Origin of the sequence: Alcanivorax jadensis T9 (genome assembly GCF_000756655.1) — a bacterium.
GTDB classification, from domain to species: Bacteria; Pseudomonadota; Gammaproteobacteria; order Pseudomonadales; family Alcanivoracaceae; genus Alcanivorax; species Alcanivorax jadensis.
On the sequence record NZ_ARXU01000005.1, the window covers coordinates 39674 to 55814 of the forward strand.

The following is a 16141-nucleotide window of genomic DNA, read 5'->3' on the forward strand; positions in this document are numbered from 1 at the left end:
GAAAGTGACTAAATTTTGGATATGAGATGAAGAAAGTATTAGTGCTTGGAGCTTCTGGTAGTCTCGGTCGAGGCGTTGTTCGTTATCTGAAAGAGAAAAACCAGGTTACAGCAACTTATGCTAATCATCCTTTCGAGGAAGAGGGTGTTGATGTTAGGCAAGTTGATATAACTAATGCCTTAAGTATTGCGAATCTAGATAGAGACTATGACTCCATTGTGATGATTGCAGGTGCGATGCCGGCAACAATGTCTGGTTATTACCCACAACGTTATATTGATACCAATATAACGGGCATGCTTAACGTTCTCGAGTATTGTAGAAAGTGCGATATTAAAAAGGTTGTTTATGTTATGACCTTTTCAGATGTCTCTCATAAGTTTTATACCGGTGAGCCAATAAAGAGTGATGAACAGAGAGGGCTTACGTTTTCCGGGGATCACGCTGTATATGCGATTAGCAAAGTCGCTGCGTGTGATTTGCTGGAGCATTACCATCAAGAGTGGGGTTTGCAAAGTATCGTTCTTCGAATCCCGACGGTTTATTGTGACGATACAAACTTCAATTTTTATGTGGATGGTCGAGAGAGAGTTAAGGGCTATATACAAATCATCAGGTCTATCGTTTCCAAAGGAAGTGTTGAGCTGTGGGGTGATCCGCGAAATGCTAAGGATATGCCTTATATTAAAGACTTTTCCAGATTGGTGGGTTTGGCTGTTGCACATGAAACGGCTCAGGGTGTATTCAATGCAGGAACGGGGGACCCTGTTAGTCTTGAAGAGTGGATTGATATTTTGATAGACGTATTCTCCCCATCAAAGGAGGTGAAAAAAATCTATAGACCGGAGATGCCCTCTCAGCCGAATTTTACTTTTGATATGTCAAAGACATATGAAGTTTTTGGTTTTGAACCTGAGTGGGATGTCCGGAGTATGTTTGCCGACATTCTGGCAACTTTAGGTGGCAAGGCGCTTAAGTTATGAGTGCTGCCAGGCTGCTTATTCATTTGGGTTTGCCTAAAACGGCAACTACCTCTATTCAGCATAATGTTTTTGCCTCACTGCATGATAATGGAAAGATCAATTTTCTCGGGAAATTTCTTGATTACGACTACAAAACTGGGATGGTGACAACCAAAAATTACCGGGGAAAGTTTATTCGCGATGTTGCCGAAGGGAAAATGGCTATTGCGGAAGGCCGTTCCATGCTGGAAAAAAATTTGGACCAGAGCAGGCTTAATGTGTTCAGCGATGAGGGCATTATGATTGCTTATCCTGGCAGGGATAATCTCTCTCTTTTCGAGAAATTTAAAAATCTTGAGGCACTTTTTTCTGGCTATAGTGTTGAAGTGGTTGTGACTCTGCGTGAACCGGTGGATTATCTTTATTCACTGTACGTTCAGCTTTATCCTGATTTTTTCAGTAAAAAAAAGGCGTTGAATAGCGTTGATAAGTTTGCTGGCTTGTTGCTTGAATTTCCAGGTGATGTTCTTTTTGAGTCATTTCATTATAAAAAATGGCTGCCCAAACTCGACGCACTATTCCCAGTGACTATTGTTGAGTACGAGCAGATTAAAAATCCTGCGTCTTTATTTCATTTAAATTGGTCCAGATTGCTAGGGATGAGTGATGCTGATTTTTTCGATGCATTAAACAAGGAGAAAGTTAATGCTAAGAGAAAAACGGGAAAAGAGGTGGAAGTGGTTCGGGATTTCAAAGGAATAGAGTTATATTTCTACAATTTGTTGGCTAGTAAGGGTGTCGTTTTTTCTGCAGTAAGAGCTGTCTATAAATTCTCGGGAATAAAAAAAATACTGCATTATCGATTTGGTTCTTGGTCAACTCATAAATACCCGTCTGGCGAGCTCAATAAAAAGCTAAAAAAAGCATTAGAGTTTGGGAGCTATCGTTATGACGAGTGCAGTTGAAAAGTCAGATTTTTTGACCTTGAAGGCAGTTAGATTTGTGTACGCTTTTCTGCGCCGGCTCTGGATCAGAGCCAAGGTTGGATTGCGAAGAAAGCCCAAGGTTTTTGTGGTCGGTTTTAACAAGACTGGCACGACCACAATGAAGAGAGCGCTTGGCGAAATGGGCTATATGGTTGCAAGTGAAAGTGAAGCCAAGCCTCTTTTTCACGACTGGGTGAAGAGAGATTTTAAACCAATTGTAAGGTTTTGCAGGTTTGCCGAGGCCTTTCAGGATTCACCTTTTTCTTTCCCATACACTTTTATCGCTCTTGATCAGGCTTTTCCGGGAAGTAAGTTTATTCTTACCGTTAGGGCCGATGACCAGCAGTGGTATAACTCAATAACAAAATTCCACTCCAGGCTTTGGGGGAGTGGTGATGGTTGCCCTCCGACCAGGGAGCAACTGCAGACCGCTGTAAATTCCTATAAGGGGCGTCCTTGGGATGTCAATCGTGCTCTGTTTGGTTCCCCGGAAGATGATCCTTATAATGAGGGAGTCCTTAAGGATTTTTACAACAGGCATAACCTGACGATTATAGAGTACTTTCGTGACAGGCCGGATGATCTTCTGATCATTAATGTGGCAGAAGCTGGTGCTTATCAGAGGTTTGCAAATTTTCTTGGTATAAAATCCACTGCCCGGGAGTTTCCCTGGGAAAATAAAACCTGATGCGTGAGTTTGACTTTGAAGAATGTGTTGAAAAAAATGATTCGGCGCTTGCTTGAATTTTTCTTTGGTGGAGGCAGGCCAGACTTCATAATTGTTGGGGCGCAAAAAAGTGGCACTTCTTCACTGTTTAATTATTTGAACAAGTCTCCTGAAATGATTGGCTCAACCATAAAAGAGCTCCATTATTTTGACAGAGAGGATAATTTTAAAAAGGGAGACGTCTGGTATGAATCCCATTTCCTTAGAATGCCAGGCAAGAAAGGGTTGTTTTTTGAAGCGTCACCTTCATACCTTGCCAGAGAGTGCGTCCCACAAAGAATCGCCTCGTATAAATCTGATATCAAAATCATTGTCTTGTTACGCGAGCCAATAAGTCGCGCTTATTCTGCGTGGAACATGTACCGCTATTTGAGTGAGGAGGGAAAAATACCTGCCTCTACTCGAAAAGATCATATAGGACGCTCGGAAAGCCCGGTTTACTCGGTTTTTTTTAAAAATGGATGCCCGTCATTTTCCGACTATATTGATTATGAGCTGGACTTGATTAAACAAGGTGATGGTGACGAGGAGCCAAGTGTTCTGCGAAGAGGTATTTATAAACCTCAGCTTGAGCGCTATGCCAGGATCTTTGGTCGAGAGAATATGCTTGTCATTGGTTTTAATGAGCTCAAGGTTGACTCTGAGGCCGTTGTTAAGAAATGCCATGACTTTCTTGGCGTCCCTTATACTTCTTTGGGAAGTGGTCAGACAAGAAAAATTCAGAACAAAAAGCCTTATACTTCCAGCATCAATGATAGAGATATCCAGATTCTTGAAGATTTCTATGCGCGACCAAATTCTGAGCTTAAAGAGTGGCTCGGCTATGATATTGACTGGTGATCGAGACGACTTGTGTCTGCCTTAAATAAAAAGTTTGGTATAGGGGTTTTCTGGACTTTCCTCGAAGTCCTGCTTTCCAAAGGCGCACAGACGCTTTTTACCCTCCTTCTTGCCTCGATTCTTGCACCCGAAGCCTTCGGGCTAATAGCCATTGTTGCTGTTGTCTTTGAATTGTCGAATGCGATGGTGAACGCGGGTTTTACCCAGGCTCTTATTAGGGCAAAAAGTATCAGCGATAACGAGCTGAGTACTGCATTTTGGAGTAATCTTGGTATCTCCATAGTGCTTTATATTGTTGTTTTCATCTTCTCCGGTCATCTTGCTATTTTTTATGAGGAACCAGTCATTGAGCCTATGGTTCAAGTGATGGGTGTGGCAGTAATTATTAACGCTTTTAGGGTGGTTCAGACCGCCATCCTTAGCCGTGATATGAATTTTAAATCCCAAATGGTCTCTGCTACGACGGGAACTATTGTCTCGGGAGTGGTTGCCTTGATTCTGGCTTACCATGGGGCCGGGGTGTGGAGTCTCGTTGCCCAAATGTTGATAAGCCAGGCCGTTGCGACAGCATGCCTCTGGATTATGAGTGGCTGGTTGCCGAATTTCGTATTCCAGAGAGAGACGTTTAAGAAACTGTTTGATTTTGGCAAGTATCTTGTTGTTGCCAATATTTTCAACATCCTTTTTAAGAACTCTTATGCTCTGGTGATCGCAAAGCTTTTTAGCCCTGAAGCAACAGGCCTTTATTATATGGCCAACAAGATCACTAAGCTTCTCTCTCAGCAAATGACAAATGTTGTACAGCGTGTTTCATTTCCTGTGCTGTCAACTTTTCAGGGTGATAATAAGTTGTTGAGGGAAAAATATAGTCAGATCATGAAGCTTACAGTTTTTGTTATGGCTTTTGTGATGCTGGGATTGGGAGTCTTTGCGCAACCACTGTTTTCAGCTCTTCTCAGCGATAAATGGGCTGATTCTGTTGTATTTCTGCAAATCCTTTGTCTTTCCGGTCTGCTTTACCCTGCGCATGCACTTAATGTGAATATCCTCATGGTTAAGGGCCGTACAGATTTGAATCTACGCCTTAATCTTATCAAGAAGGCTATCCAGATTGTTGTTCTGTTGTTGTCTATTCCTTATGGCGTTATTGGAATTGTTACTGGCCAAGTTGTCACTTCAGTTTTATCTCTTTTGCCAAATACTTTCTATACTAGCCGTATTATCGGTTACACCGCTCGAAATCAGTTTTTTGATATTGCAAAACCTGTGATCTCGGCCTTTTTCGCTGTAATTATATTTTTCCTGTTTATGCAGATTGATGCGGATTTTCTGATTCTCAAACAGATTGCTGGTGGTGTATTAGCCTGTTTGGCTTATTTGTTTATGTCGATAGCAATTCGTGCTGAAGGAGCTGTTTTGATTTTGAAACGGCTCCGCAGCTTGCGGACAGGCTAATGTTTAAGTCGTTTTTACGTGTAGTGACTTGTGAGGGGTATGGTCTTGAACCTTTATGCTGAAGCCATTGGCACATATTATATTTTCCTTGGTGAGGCTGATGGTGAAATTCTTTCCGGCTATGATCGTGGTTTAGCAGAGTGAACGAAATGAAAATTGGTGCCGCTGCCCCGAAACCTTCTGAGGTAGTCCCAGAATCTGAAATTACCAGATTCTGGAGCGATGAATATCGAAAGCCTCTGGTTTCTATACTATGCCATTGTTACAACCATGGTGAATATCTGGAAGATTCCCTAAAGGGTTTTTTGATGCAGAAAACGGATTTTCCATGGGAGGTCATCATTCATGACGATGCCTCTACGGATAATTCGGCCGATGTGATTCGGCAGTATGCAGAAAAATATCCCTCTATTATCAGGCCGATACTTCAGAAGGAAAATCAGTTTAGTAAGGGTCTGACTCCTTCTTTTTTTACCACGAAGGCTGCACAGGGCGAGTATTTTGCTCCTTGTGATGCTGATGATTACTGGCTCGATGATAGTAAGTTGCAGAAACAGGCTGACTTCCTGCGCAATAACCCATCTTTTTCCGTGTGCGGGCATGATGCTTTTGTTGTTGAGTCCGGGAGAGTTATTCAGCTTTCAAAACTACATGCCGTTAACAAGGCTGATGCGTCACCCCAAAGACTATCTCGAGGCTGGTTTATCCTGACATTCACGGCCATGTTTCGACGAAATTATGACTGGTACCCGGAGGAGCATGGAAAGGTTGTAAATGGCGACACTTTTTTCTTTAGCCGCCTTGGTCGGGTCGGTGGTTACAAATACCTTGATGACCTGACGCCTGGTGCTTACCGAGCCCACCCTGGCGGCATCTGGTCTTCGATGGATCAAAGACAAAAAGATGCGACAAGTATTAATACTGCTTATTGGATGTCCCAATATTATATGCGCAAGGGCAATCATGAATTGAGTGTCTACTTCTCTCAGAAGCTTTCGCTAATATCCCTTGAGGCGCTTGATGGGATGACTTTTGCGCAGTTGGTCGCTTTTAATTACAAGCTGGTACGCCAACTGCTCCGTAAGAGGGTTGCATGGTTAAACGCTTTAATATTGAGATTGCGGAATAGAGATTAGTGAGGCTGAGCTCCTGAAAAGGAGTGCTGTGGCGGTATTGGCTAGTATATTGTTTATCCATCGGAATCACTAAAAAGATCAATATCGAACCTCTGCCCATGACCTTGCGCTTCAACGTGATTGTTGGTGTTCGCTTTCTTCAGTCATGCAGCCTTTAGTGCATGCCACGTCACTTGCATATAACCATTTCGAATTAATGTGCGCTTTCTATATATTTTTATCGCTGTAGAATGCATCTCCTGTGACCTGAACTGTTCTCCCTAAGGATTTGCTGAGTGAGCCTGGATATTCTGATAACGCTGCTGATCGTGGCCTCTGTGTTAGGGGCGCTGGCGACCAACCGTGTCCCGGCGGATCTGACGATGATGGCTGCGATGGTGCTGGTGCTGGTGGCCGGCATTATTACCCCGGCTCAGGCGTTATCAGGCTTTGCCAACCCAGGGCTGATGACTATTGCTGCCTTGTATGTGGTGGCGGCGGCTTTGCGTGATACCGGGGCGATCTACTGGGTAGCGCACCGGCTGCTCGGGCAACCCAAATCCGTGTTATCCAGCCAGTTCCGGCTTCTTGCTCCCGCCTCTATGCTCAGTGCCTTCCTGAATAACACCACGGTCGTGGCGATGATGATCCCCGCGGTGCAGGAGTGGGCCCAGCGTCTCAAGCTGTCGGCCTCCAAGTTACTGTTGCCCCTCAGCTATTCCGCCATTTTGGGGGGGACCTGTACCTTGATTGGCACCAGCACCAACCTGGTTGTGGATGGTTTGGTTCAGGAGAGAGGACTACCTGCCTTTGGAATTTTCGATGTGGCTTGGGTGGGGATTCCTGTGTTGTTAGGGGGCGGGCTATTTATGTTGCTGGTGAGCCGTTACCTGCTCCCTGAACGTGAAGGGATGGCGGAACAATGGGAGCATGCCCGCGAATATCATGTGGAGATGGTGGTCGCCAAGGGCAGTAACCTGGCTGGGCGCACTATTCAGGATGCCGGGCTGCGAAATTTGACCTATGGCTACCTCACCGAAATCCAGCGTGGAGAGAAGCTGTTCACTGCGGTTGGCCCTGAGATGACCCTTCAGGAAGGGGATTTGCTTGCGTTTGTGGGGGTGCCGGAGTGCGCCCGTGAGTTGCAGCGTATCAATGGTCTGCAGTCCGCCCATGGCGAGGTGCACAAGCTTGGATTGAACAATCACCAGCGCCATCTGGTCGAGGTGGTGCTGAGTCCGGAATTCCCGGGTATCGGCAAGTCGGTGAAAGAGACCGGATTCCGCACCCGTTACCAGGCGGCAATTCTCAGCATCAGCCGCAATGGCCAGCGCATGGCCGGCAAGGTTGGTGAGCAGGTGCTGCGGGTGGGTGACACATTGCTGCTCGAGACCAGTGAGCAGTTTGTTGAACAGTACCGCTTTCGGCGTGATTTTATGCTGGTGAGCCCGATGCAGGATTCAACACCGCCGGATTTTCGTCGAGCCCCTGTCGCAGTGGGTATCCTGGTGGCCATGGTGGTGGCCAATGTGGCGGGGATTGCCTCCACCCTTGAAGCAGCCATGGTGGCTGCCGGCATGATGCTGGCGTTGCGCTGTGTCACAGTTAACCGCTCGCGGATGAACGTGAGTGTGAACTTGCCAGTGCTGGTGGTGATCGGTGCGTCTTTTGCATTGGGAAAGGCCATGGAATCCAGCGGCGCGGCGGCCTGGATTGTGCAGGAGGCGTTTCCAGAGAGTGGCTTGTCGCCGTTTATGGCGCTGGTAATCGTTTACCTGCTGACCACGGCGTTTACCGAGATGATCACCAATAACGCGGCTGCCGTGCTGGTGTTTCCCATCGCTCTTGGTATAGCCGAACAGCTTGGCGTCAGCCCCATGCCCTTTATTGTCGCCGTGATGTTCGCCGCATCCGCGAGCTTCATGACGCCGCTGGGTTATCAAACCAACCTGATGGTTATGGGCCCGGGAGGGTATACATTCCGGGATTATGTTCGTATCGGTTTGCCAATGAGTGTGGTGGTGGCGGTGATCAGCCTTACCGTTATTCCGATGGTGTGGGGGTTTTAGCCGCCGCCTTCCCGGTCGGCTTTGAGTTTAAAGTTCAAAGTTGAAAGGGAAGGCAAAGACGCAAGTTTCAAGTTGAAAGTTGCAAGTGGAACAATGCGTGACTCAGGGACGAGTCACTTTGAAAGGAGCGAAGGATGCGCTTTGAAGAGTTGAGCATTTGGCAGCGATCGTCCGCACTGTGTGTGGAACTGTATCGCTATTTAAGCGAGTTGAGAGACTTTGGCTTCCGGGATCAAATCACTCGCTCAGCCCTGTCTGTCCCTAGCAATATCGCAGAGGGGTTTGAGCGAGATTCGAGCAAGGAAAGAGCAAGGTTTTGGAATTATGCCAAGGGTTCTGTGGGTGAATTACGAACCCAGATTCATATTGGCCAACAGATTGGTTATCTGGAATCTGATGTCGCATCGAGGTGGCTGAAGGAGTCAGAGGAACTATCAAGGATGCTGCATGCCATGATTCGTGGTGTGAGGCACGACTATACAAAGGGTTGATGGTTGTTTTTGCAACTTGAAACTTGCAACTTGAAACTAAGGAATTACGCATGTCTGATAAGTCTCCATACCAGGAAAAAGCTAACGAATCCAAAGCCCACGTGGTGTGGCATGAATCCAACATTTCCAAGGCGGATCGGGCCAAGGTGAAGGATCAGAAGCCGAAGTGCATCTGGCTGACCGGTCTGTCCGGTTCAGGTAAATCTACGCTGGCCAATGCGCTGGAAGTGGCGCTGACTGAGCAGGGCAAGCATACCTATCTGCTGGATGGGGATAATGTGCGTCATGGTCTGAACAAGAATCTGGGCATGAGTGATGAGGACCGTACCGAGAATATCCGTCGAGTGTCTGAGGTGGCCAAGCTGATGGTGGATGCGGGGCTGATTGTGGTGACGGCATTTATCAGTCCGTTTCGTGCGGACCGTGATGCGGCCCGTGAGCTGTTTGAGGACGGCGAGTTTGTGGAAGTGTTTGTGGATGCGCCGCTTGAAGAATGCGAAAAGCGTGATCCCAAGGGGCTATACCAGAAGGCTCGCCAGGGCATCATCAAAGAATTTACCGGCATTGACAGCCCCTACGAGGCACCGGAGAAGCCTGAGGTGGTGGTGAACACTGCCGAGAATGATATCGAAGGCTGCGTGAAGCAGCTGATTGCCGCCATTGTGTAATCGCTCTGCCTGCAAGCGAAAAGCGCCACATTGAACACCGCCGCTGGCAGGCAGGGCTCCCGCAGTACAGTATATAGGGCCGCGCCGAGGTTCGGGTGCGGCCTTTTTTATGGTTTTTAATAAAATCAAAAGGTTATGTATCCTGGTGCGGGTTTGGGGCGGGGTCTGTGCCGGTGTTTGTCGGGGCCATGCGAAGGTATACTGAGACACTTCCCTTGTCTGGCCCGGATGGCCGGATGGCCGGATTGCTGCGTTGCTGTTGAGGACGAAAATGAAAATTGCGGTTGCCGGAACCGGCTATGTAGGGCTTTCCAACGCCGTGTTGCTTGCCCAGCACAATAAGGTAGTAGCGCTGGATATTGATGCGGAGAAGGTAGAAAAAATCCAGAACCGGATATCGCCGATTGAAGACGAGATGATTGAGTCCTACTTGGCCGAGAAGCCGCTGGACTTGCAGGCTACCACCGACAAGTCGAAGGCCTTCGAGAGCGCGGACTTTGTCGTGGTGGCTACGCCCACGGATTACGACCCGGACACCAATTACTTTAATACCCGCTCTGTGGAGGGGGTGATCAGCGATGTGCTGGCGATCAATCCTTCTGCCACCATCATTATCAAGTCCACTGTGCCGGTGGGATACACGGCTGCTTTGCAGGAACAATACGGAGCGGACAATATCCTGTTCTCGCCGGAATTCCTGCGGGAGGGGAGGGCGCTGCATGACAACCTGTACCCGTCCCGGATTGTGGTGGGCGGCCACTCTGACGCAGCCCGTACTTTCGCGGGGCTACTGGCCGAGGGGGCCATCCGTGAGGATGTGCCGGTGCTGTTCACTGACTCCACGGAAGCCGAAGCTATCAAGCTGTTTGCCAATACCTATCTGGCCATGCGGGTAGCATATTTCAACGAACTCGACAGCTATGCTGCCTCTCATGGGCTGGATACCCGGCAGATCATCGACGGAGTATGCCTGGATCCGCGTATTGGGGCTCATTATAACAACCCCTCTTTTGGCTATGGAGGTTATTGCCTGCCAAAGGATACCAAGCAGCTGCTGGCCAATTACCGGGATGTCCCCAATAACATGATTCGGGCCATTGTGGATGCCAACCGTACCCGCAAGGACTTTGTGGCTGAGGATATCCTTCGTCGTAGCCCGAAGCGGGTGGGCGTCTACCGGCTGGTGATGAAGGCTGGATCGGATAATTTCCGAGCTTCCTCTATTCAGGGGGTGATGAAGCGCCTCAAGGCCAAGGGCGTTGAGGTGGTGGTGTATGAGCCGGCGTTGCTTGATGACACCTTTTTCAATTCCGTGGTGATGCGGGATTTCAATGAGTTTGTGGAATCCTGTGACGTGATTGTCTCCAACCGCATGGTTGAGGAGCTCGCTCCCTATGCCGAGAAAGTCTATACGCGAGACTTGTTCGGGAGTGATTGATTGCGACACGCACTGACAAGGCAAAAGCGGAGAGCGCTATCTGCGTTAATGGGGGTAACGGTGATGTTATTCCTGATTGGTGGGTTGCTGCCGGGGGGCGCCAAAGAGGCCATCAGGCAGTCATTGTCGGCGGGTAATCTGGATTCGTATGCTCACGTGGGATTTTGTGCTGTCGCGGGGTTCTTTGCCATTCTGTCAGGGTTTCGATGGTGGTTGGTGGTGTTGCTTATAATGGGGTTGGGAGCCTTCATTGAGGTAGCCCAAGTCTGGTTGCCCGGTCGTTCGCCTTCTTGGTCGGATATTGTGGACAATGGGCTGGGGCTGGGTTTCGGCATGCTCCTTGCCTGGCCATTTTGTAGGTGCAGGAAAAAGGATGAAAATGGTTAGAAAAGCTGTACTGCCTGTAGCGGGGTTTGGCTCGCGGATGCTCCCGGCCTCCAAGTCCATTCCCAAGGAAATGTTGCCTATTGTGGACCGGCCTGCCATTGAATATGTGGTGAAGGAGGCGGTAAGGGCAGGGATCAAGGAAATCATCCTGGTTACCCACTCCGCGAAGACGGCCATTGAAGATTACTTTGATACCCAGTTTGAGCTGGAAGAGCAGCTGGAAGCCAAGGGAAAGAACACGCTGCTGGCGCAAGTGCGTGATATTTTGCCGCACGATGTGAGCCTCATCAGCGTTCGTCAGCACCGGGCTCTGGGGCTTGGTCATGCGGTGGCTTGTGCCGCGCCGGTAGTGGGCGACGCACCGTTTGCGGTCCTTTTGCCTGATGTTTTGGTGGATTGCGACGGTCTGGATGAAGATCTGGGCATCATGGTGGAAAGATACCAGGCCAGTGGCGCCGCGCAGATTATGGTTGAAGAAGTGCCTGCCGAGCGTGTGGATCAGTATGGGATTGTGGCGCTGAAAGGGGGCGTTCCTGTACCCGGTGAATCTACCCCGATGACAGCAGTGGTTGAAAAACCGGCCGTGGGAGAGGCGCCGTCTCAGTTGTCTGTGGTAGGGCGATATGTGTTGCCGGGTGAGATCATGGGCATTCTGGCTGAAACGCCGCGGGGGGCAGGTAATGAGATTCAGCTCACCGATGCGATTGCCTCACTGATGGAGCGCGCGCCGGTTGAGGCCTATGCCATGCGTGGCCGCACATTCGATTGTGGCAACAAGGCCGGGTATCTGCAGGCGATCTTTCATTTCGCTGCCCGTCACCCGGAGCTGGGCGAGCAGGTACGTGAGATGATGGCGGCGGAGTTGGGCTGACAGCTATCAGCTATCAGCTGTGAGCTGTGAGCTGTGAGCTGTGAGCTGTGAGCTGTGAGCTGTGATCGGTTTGATAGGAAAACCCCAAATAGTTCCCATGGATGGTGACTTTTAATTAAGGAGCAAGGATGCGATTGGGAAATTTGGATATTTGGAAAAGGTCTGTTGATCTAAGTGTTGAGATTTACCAGCACTTTGCGAGCCATCGTGATTTTGGCTTCAGGGATCAGATAACCCGATCATCGCTCTCACTGCCTTCCAATATCGCAGAAGGTTTTGGGCGGGCCTCCGAGAAGGAAAAGGCTTTGTTTCTGAACTATGCGAGGGGATCGGCTGGGGAGCTGAAAACCCAGCTGATCATTGGCTATAGAATCGGCTACATACCTGAAGGTATGAGCAATAAGTGGGGCGAGGAAGTGGAGCAGCTTTCCAGAATACTCTTCGCCATCATGCGAAAGTTAAAGTGATTTTATGTTTCCAGGCCGCAGGTCTGGTTGTTTTTCTGACAGCTCATAGCTCATGGCTCACAGCTGAGGTTCTATGCAGATAACGGTTTATGGCGACACTTTGTGCGCCCAGGTGACAGCGACGGCCATGGCCCAGACGGGGCATCAGGTGCACTGGTGTGTGGTTGAACCGTTGTCTCGAGAACGGTTGGCTGAAGGCCGGCCTCTGTTCCAGGAACAGGGGCTGGATCGTCTCTGCCGTGAGCAGCTGGAGAGTGGACGACTGACCACAGGGTTCTGGGAAGATGTCCCATCGGGTATCCCTGATGCGGTTTTTCTGTCCCTGCAACCGGGTGAGGAAGGGGTGGCTGAGCGGTTGGTCAACATGCTGGCGTCGTCAACCGGGTGCGGACTGATTGTGAATCAGACGGTGGGCCCGGTGGGGGCGGCAGAACAGTTGCGTACTATCATCAAACAGGCCAATACCCGTTCTGCGCTGGTATCACTGCCGGATCTGATCCAGGAGGGGAATGCGTTCCGGACCTTTACTCGCCCGGACAGCATTTTGCTTGGCTGTGAGGATGGCGAGGGGGAAGCCCTGGTCCGGGAATTGCTGCGCCCCTTTAATCGCCGCAAGGATGTGATACAGGTAATGAGCCTTCGGGAGGCCGAGTTCTCCAAGCTGGCGATCAGCGGCATTCTGGCGACGCGAATCAGTTACATGAATGACATGGCCAGTCTGTCGGAGTCGCTAGGCGTTGATATTGATGTGGTTCGGGTAGCTATGGGCGCAGACCCTCGGATCGGCGACTCCTATCTCTACCCAGGATGCGGTTTTGGTGGGCCGGGGCTGAGTCGCAACGTGTTGGCATTGGTGGATGCACTCAACGCCAAGGCCTCGGAGCCGGGGCTGCTTGAGCAGGTTCTGCAGACCAATGAGCGCCAGAAGGAAGTGCTTTTCCGCAAATTCTGGCAGTTTAATCATGGCAATGTGGCAGGCAAAAAGGTGGCTCTGTGGGGCGTGGCCTTCAAGCCGGGCACCCATCGGGTGGATAACGCCCCTGCCCTGAAAGTCATTGAGGCTCTTTGGGCGCAGGGCGTAGAGGTCTCTGTCCATGACCCCAAGGCATTAGCGGATATTGAGTCCTGGGCCGAGGGGCGTGGTGAACTGATTTTGTGTGACGACCCCTATGAGGCCGCCGAGGGGGCTGACGCCCTGATGTTGATTACCGAGTGGAAGCCTTATTGGAGCCCGGATTGGCAGCGCTTGAAGCGCGCCATGCGTGAGCCACTGATTCTGGATGGTCGCAACATTTATGAGCCTGACTTTGTCAGAGAGCAGGGGCTGGTGTATAGAGGAATAGGGCGCTAACCATGGTACCTGAACAGGACGTTCTTACTATCAGTACGATTTGGTCTCAACTGGCACGTCGTGCCGAGCAGGAAAAAACGCTGCATCTGGCGGATTGGTTTGCGTCGGACCCGGATCGTTTTGCCCGATTCAGTCTTGAGGATGCCGGCTTGCTGGCGGATTTCAGCAAGCAGCGTATGTCGGATGAGATCCGGGATCTGCTGGTCAAGTTGGCGGATGAGCGTCAGTTGCGACACTGGACGGAGGCGTTGTTCGGTGGTGCCGAGGTGAATTGTACCGAGGGGCGACCTGCCAAGCACTGGTGCTTGCGAGAGCCTGCCGACAGGGCGCCCATGGTGCATGAGCAGCTGGATGCCATGGAAGACATGGTCAATCGTATCCTGAAGGGCCACTGGCGTGGGGTGATGGGGGATGCCATCACCGATGTGGTCAATGTGGGGGTTGGGGGCTCTGATCTGGGGCCCTTGATGGCGGCTTTTGCACTGCAATCCTGCCTTCCTCCTCAGGGACTGTCCCGACCACGACTGCATTTTGCCTCTTCCATGGATGGCAGCCAGGTGTCTCAGATACTGCAGGAGCTGAACCCGCGAACCACCCTGTTCCTGGTGTCTTCCAAGTCTTTCACTACGGTAGATACGCTGCACAATGCGACTACGGCCCGGCAGTGGCTGGGCCGTGGGCTGGGGCTGGATTGTGACGATGCGTCTTTGCTGCGTTGTCACTTTATTGGTATCTCGGCGAATCCGGAACGGATGTCAGAGTGGGGCATCATGCCGGATAACCAGCTGTTGTTCTGGGATTGGGTAGGCGGACGCTATTCCCTGTGGTCAGCAATTGGCATGCCGATCGCGTTGACGGTGGGTATGGACGGCTTTCGTGACATGCTGGCCGGCGCCCATGAGATGGATCATCACTGCCGGACCCGGCCCTGGGAGAATAATATCCCGGTGATGCTGGCCCTGGTGGATGTCTGGAATATCAACTTTCTGGGCATCAATGCCCGGGCGGTATTGCCTTACGACGGGCGGCTCAAGCACTTGCCCGCCTATCTGGAACAACTGGAAATGGAGTCCAACGGCAAGAGCGTGGCCCGCTCCGGTGAGCCGGTGGAGTATGGTACCTGCCCGGTGATCTGGGGGGAGGTAGGGCCCAATGCCCAGCATGCGTTCTTCCAGTTGCTGCATCAGGGCACCCAGCCGATAGCTTGTGAGTTCCTGATGACAGCGCGTCGTTACACCGAAGCGCAGCATTTCGACGCAGTTTGCGAGCTGGAAGCCCAGCATTCGCTGTCCAATGCCAATTGCCTGGCGCAATCCCGGTTGCTGGCCCTGGGAGAGCGGGCGCTGGACCCGGAAGTGGCTCTGCCGTCCTATAAGCGTTACCACGGTAACCAGCCTAGCACTACGCTGGTTCTGGAGGAGCTCTCCCCGCGGGTGCTGGGCGCGTTGCTGGCCATGTATGAGCACAAGGTGTTTGTCCAGGCGGTGATTTGGGGTATCAATCCTTTCGATCAGTGGGGCGTGGAGATGGGGAAGGTAATCGCAACGGGCATGCTGGAAGTACTGGCGGATCCGGAATCCGCGTCGGGTCTGGACGCGTCCTCTCTGGCTCTGGCACGCCACATTGCCAAGCGGCAGAAGTAACTGCGAACGACTTGGCATCGCGCCAGAACCGCTGGGCACCACAGGGTGTCAGCGCGCGACTTGAAGCGGTTTAATGGGTGATACCAAATAGCCAGGTGCTACCATGCAAGTCACAACCACCCGTATCACTGATGTTAAACTGATCCATCCCCGGATCTTTGAAGACTCCCGCGGTTTCTTCATGGAGAGCTGGAATGCACGGGCCATGGCCGAGGCCGGGATTGCCGCCACCTTTGTTCAAGATAATCACAGCCTTTCCATAATGGGAACGCTGCGGGGACTTCACTATCAGCTGGATAAACCGCAGGGCAAGCTGGTGCGTTGTACTGCGGGCTCGGTGTTTGATGTGGCGGTTGATTTGCGGCCAGAGTCGTCAACCTACAGACAATGGGCGGGTGAGACCCTTTCCAGCGATAACAAATTGCAGCTATGGATTCCGCCTGGGTTCGCCCATGGCTTTCTCGTGCTCAGCGATGAAGCCGAGGTGCAGTACAAATGCACCGAATACTATTCGCCGACCTCGGAACAATGTATTCACTGGGCGGACCCGTCACTGGCCATCGACTGGCCGTTGGTAGGGGAGCCGCTGCTGTCAGAAAAGGATGCCGAAGGGCTGGCTCTGGCGGATGCGCCCCCCATCGAGTAACCCGCAAGGGCGCTGGCATTCTCTG

Annotated in this window: 16 protein-coding genes; all 16 read left to right on the top strand. The window is 50.9% G+C overall.

Features of this window, described 5'->3' with window-relative positions:
* The first annotated feature begins 26 nt into the window (after positions 1–26).
* The 16 genes from T9A_RS08320 (at position 27) to rfbC (ending at position 16116) form a co-directional block, all read left to right on the top strand.
* Positions 27–983 (top strand): NAD-dependent epimerase/dehydratase family protein, encoded by a 957-nt coding sequence (locus tag T9A_RS08320; RefSeq protein WP_035246980.1) that lies wholly within the window; start codon positions 27–29, stop codon positions 981–983.
* Entirely contained in the window at positions 980–1927 is a 948-nt protein-coding gene (locus T9A_RS08325) for a hypothetical protein (protein ID WP_035246983.1), read from the top strand. Before T9A_RS08320 ends, T9A_RS08325 begins: the two co-directional genes overlap by 4 nt.
* A complete protein-coding gene (locus tag T9A_RS08330; protein ID WP_052042679.1) occupies positions 1911–2636 on the top strand; it encodes a sulfotransferase in 726 nt (241 codons plus the stop codon). The genes T9A_RS08325 and T9A_RS08330 overlap by 17 nt, the downstream gene beginning before the upstream one ends.
* 36 nt (positions 2637–2672) lie before the next feature.
* Positions 2673–3515, top strand: coding sequence for a sulfotransferase domain-containing protein (locus T9A_RS08335; RefSeq protein ID WP_232222054.1), 843 nt, complete (start codon positions 2673–2675; stop codon positions 3513–3515).
* 12 nt (positions 3516–3527) lie between these two features.
* Positions 3528–4970: a lipopolysaccharide biosynthesis protein gene (locus T9A_RS08340; RefSeq protein WP_035246988.1), complete on the top strand. Its 1443-nt coding sequence runs from the start codon at positions 3528–3530 to the stop codon at positions 4968–4970.
* 149 nt (positions 4971–5119) lie between these two features.
* A complete protein-coding gene (locus T9A_RS08345) occupies positions 5120–6106 on the top strand; it encodes a glycosyltransferase family 2 protein (RefSeq protein ID WP_084573443.1) in 987 nt (328 codons plus the stop codon).
* Positions 6107–6381: 275 nt separating this feature from the next.
* A complete protein-coding gene (locus tag T9A_RS08350) occupies positions 6382–8154 on the top strand; it encodes an SLC13 family permease (protein ID WP_035246991.1) in 1773 nt (590 codons plus the stop codon).
* 134 nt (positions 8155–8288) lie between these two features.
* Positions 8289–8645 (top strand): four helix bundle protein, encoded by a 357-nt coding sequence (locus tag T9A_RS08355; protein WP_035246994.1) that lies wholly within the window; start codon positions 8289–8291, stop codon positions 8643–8645.
* Positions 8646–8695: 50 nt separating this feature from the next.
* Positions 8696–9313, top strand: coding sequence for an adenylyl-sulfate kinase (gene cysC / locus T9A_RS08360; RefSeq protein WP_035246997.1), 618 nt, complete (start codon positions 8696–8698; stop codon positions 9311–9313).
* 271 nt (positions 9314–9584) lie between these two features.
* Entirely contained in the window at positions 9585–10751 is a 1167-nt protein-coding gene (locus T9A_RS08365) for a nucleotide sugar dehydrogenase (RefSeq protein WP_035247001.1), read from the top strand.
* A gap of 63 nt (positions 10752–10814) precedes the next feature.
* Entirely contained in the window at positions 10815–11138 is a 324-nt protein-coding gene (locus T9A_RS17425; RefSeq protein ID WP_198030645.1) for a VanZ family protein, read from the top strand.
* Complete coding sequence (locus T9A_RS08375; protein ID WP_035247429.1) at positions 11131–12009, top strand: UTP--glucose-1-phosphate uridylyltransferase; 879 nt, start codon at positions 11131–11133, stop codon at positions 12007–12009. Before T9A_RS17425 ends, T9A_RS08375 begins: the two co-directional genes overlap by 8 nt.
* A gap of 128 nt (positions 12010–12137) precedes the next feature.
* Positions 12138–12476, top strand: coding sequence for a four helix bundle protein (locus T9A_RS08380; protein WP_035247004.1), 339 nt, complete (start codon positions 12138–12140; stop codon positions 12474–12476).
* Positions 12477–12549: 73 nt separating this feature from the next.
* Positions 12550–13827 (top strand): UDP-glucose dehydrogenase family protein, encoded by a 1278-nt coding sequence (locus T9A_RS08385; RefSeq protein ID WP_035247005.1) that lies wholly within the window; start codon positions 12550–12552, stop codon positions 13825–13827.
* A 2-nt stretch (positions 13828–13829) separates the two neighbouring features.
* Positions 13830–15470 (top strand): glucose-6-phosphate isomerase, encoded by a 1641-nt coding sequence (gene pgi, locus T9A_RS08390; RefSeq protein WP_035247008.1) that lies wholly within the window; start codon positions 13830–13832, stop codon positions 15468–15470.
* A 103-nt stretch (positions 15471–15573) separates the two neighbouring features.
* Positions 15574–16116 (top strand): dTDP-4-dehydrorhamnose 3,5-epimerase, encoded by a 543-nt coding sequence (gene rfbC / locus T9A_RS08395; protein ID WP_035247011.1) that lies wholly within the window; start codon positions 15574–15576, stop codon positions 16114–16116.
* The last annotated feature ends 25 nt before the right edge of the window (positions 16117–16141 follow it).